The 2,621-nt window shown below is 70.5% G+C and carries 2 protein-coding genes and 1 pseudogene; 2 read left to right on the forward strand and 1 reads right to left on the reverse strand.

Features of this window, described 5'->3' with window-relative positions:
• A pseudogene (locus tag KHA85_RS16290) lies at positions 1–547 on the forward strand (endonuclease domain-containing protein); the annotation flags it as partial.
• A gap of 133 nt (positions 548–680) precedes the next feature.
• On the opposite strand, the gene KHA85_RS16295 reads toward KHA85_RS16290, so the two are convergent.
• Positions 681–1,385, reverse strand: a complete 705-nt coding sequence (locus KHA85_RS16295) for a Crp/Fnr family transcriptional regulator (RefSeq protein WP_007629917.1) — start codon at positions 1,383–1,385, stop codon at positions 681–683.
• Positions 1,386–1,709: 324 nt separating this feature from the next.
• Between KHA85_RS16295 and nth the strand changes: the two genes are divergently transcribed.
• On the forward strand, positions 1,710–2,501 hold the full coding sequence (nth, locus tag KHA85_RS16300) for an endonuclease III (protein ID WP_213186609.1): 792 nt from the start codon (positions 1,710–1,712) through the stop codon (positions 2,499–2,501).
• Positions 2,502–2,621: the final 120 nt, after the last annotated feature.

Below are 2,621 nucleotides of genomic sequence, written 5' to 3' on the forward strand. Positions count from 1 at the left end.
CTCGCCGGCCCGGACGATCGTCGACGTGGCCCGGACGTCCGGGTTGGAGAGCGGGGTGTGCGCGGCGGACCAGGCCATCCGCCGAGGCCTCTGCACCCGGTTCGACCTGCAGGTGGAGGCCGAGGCGGCGAAGGGGAGAACGGGCGTCTCCCGGGCGCGGGCCCTGCCCGAGCGGACCTCCGGGCTGGCCGAGTCGGTGCTGGAGACGCTGATCCGGCTCATCCTGGTGATGGCGGGGCTGCCGGAGCCCGAGCTGCAGGTGCGGCTGGCGGTGCGCGGAGGCAAGAGGTTCCGGGTGGACTTCTTCTGGCCGCAGTGGCGCCTGATCGGCGAGGCGGACGGCTTCGGCAAGTACGGGACGGAACCGGAGGAGATCCGCCGGAACTGGGCTGCCGAGCGGCGCAGGCAGGCCCAGTTGGAGGACGCCGGATACGTGGTGATCCGGTGGACGTGGGCGGACCTGCAGGATCCCCGGGCGATCGTCCGTCGAGTCCGTGAGGAGATGTGGCGGCAGGAACGACTCGGGCTCGGCCCGAACTCTGCTTGATCGAGAAAATCCGCTACTCCGACCCGGGATCCGCTACCCATGTCGGGGTAGCGGATCCGGAGTCCGGGTAGCGGATTTCGGATGGGGTCCGGGGTGGGCCGCGACGGGTGGGGCTGAGCCGGCCCGACCAGCGTCAGCGGGCGCGGCGGGCCAGGCGCTCGGTGTCCGAGATGATGACGCTCTTGCCCTCGAGCCGCAGCCAGCCGCGGTGCGCGAACTCGGCCAGCGCCTTGTTCACCGTCTCGCGGGAGGCGCCGACGAGCTGGGCGATCTCCTCCTGCGTGAGGTCGTGCGTCACGCGGATGTTGCCGCCCTCCTGCGTGCCGAAGCGCTGCGCCAGCTGGAGCAGGGCCTTGGCCACGCGACCGGGGACGTCGGTGAAGATGAGGTCGGCCAGGTTGTTGTTGGTGCGGCGCAGGCGGCGGGCCAGCACGCGCAGCAGTTGGTCGGAGATCTCGGGCCGCTCGGCGATCCACCGCTTGAGGGCGGAGCGGTCCATGGCCTGGACGGTGACGTCGGTGACGCACACGGCCGACGAGGTCCGCGGACCCGGGTCGAAGATCGACAGCTCACCGAACATGTCCGACGGACCGAGGATGGACAGCAGGTTCTCGCGGCCGTCGGGCGCCTTGCGGGACAGCTTCACCTTCCCGGAGGTGACGATGTACAGGCTGTCGCCCTGCTCGCCCTCGCGGATGATCACGTCACCCTTCGAGTACTCCTCGCGGGTCAGATCGTCACGCAGAGCGGAGACCGCCGCGGGCTCCACACCCTGGAAGATTCCGGCACTGGTGAGGACGTCGTCGGCAGACTGGTCCGTGCGGCGATCAATCGTCACAGTCTGTGACCCTCCGTTCGGGCGGGGACATGCTCGTCCGCGCCATGGCGTGCGTGTGGCGAAAGCCACTGTAGTCGTTCACGCGTCGAGGTGTGGTCGACGCGCGGTCAGCGGGATGATTCAGGCCTCGATCTGTTCGGGTTCGGCGAGGATCGCGTTCTCGAATCGGTCCATGAGAAGCGCGAACCCGGCGAGCAGCACCGGCACGAGGGCGACGAGGATTCCCTGCATGCCCATGATTATCCACCGCCGACCGCGTGGGTGCACACGTGCCCGTCCGGAGCGGCGCGGCGCCGTGTGCGCGCGGAGCCGTAATGTGGACTCATGACCGACCCCGCTCCAGCCGTGAAGCGCCGCAGACGAGGGGTGGCCGCGAGGGGGGTGGAAACCGACCTCGGGCGCACCCGGCGCGCCAGGCGCATGCTGCGCACTCTCGAGAAGGCGTTCCCGCACGTCTACTGCGAGCTCGACTTCACCACCCCCCTCGAACTCTCCGTCGCCACCATCCTGTCGGCCCAGTGCACGGACAAGCGCGTCAACGAGGTCACCCCGGCGCTGTTCGCCCGCTACAAGACGGCCGCGGACTACGCGGGTTCGGACCGCGAGGAGCTGGAGGAGTTCATCCGCCCGACGGGCTTCTACCGCAACAAGGCGCGGAGCATCCAGGGCCTCGGCGCGGCCCTGGTGGAGAGGTACGACGGCGAGGTGCCGCAGCGGCTCGAGGACCTGGTCACCCTCCCGGGATTCGGGCGTAAAACCGCGAACGTGGTGCTGGGCAACGCTTTCGACATCCCGGGGCTGCCCGTCGACACTCACTTCATCCGGCTGGTGAACCGTTGGAAGTGGACCGACGCCACCGACGCGGTGCGCATCGAGCGGGAGGTGTCGCAGATGCTGCCCCGGGCCTCCTGGACCGACGCCAGTCACCGGATCATCTTCCACGGTCGCCGGGTGTGCCACGCGCGGACCGCGGCCTGCGGGGCGTGTGTCCTGGCCGCCGACTGCCCGTCCGCGGGCGAGGCCGGCCCGCTCGATCCGGTCGCGGCAGCCCGCCTCGTGGCGGGACCCGAGCGCGAGCACCTCCTGGAGCTGGTGGGACTGGGGGAACACGCGTGAGTGCCTCCACCCGGTGGTCGCTGGTCGCGCTCGTGGCGCTGGTCGGCGTCGTCGTCGCCCTCCTCACCACCTTCGGTGACTCCGGCGACGGTTCCGGTGACCCCACCGCCGCCCCCACCG

The sequence above is a fragment of the Dietzia massiliensis genome (genome assembly GCF_018390595.1).
In the GTDB taxonomy this organism is placed as follows: domain Bacteria; phylum Actinomycetota; class Actinomycetes; order Mycobacteriales; family Mycobacteriaceae; genus Dietzia; species Dietzia massiliensis.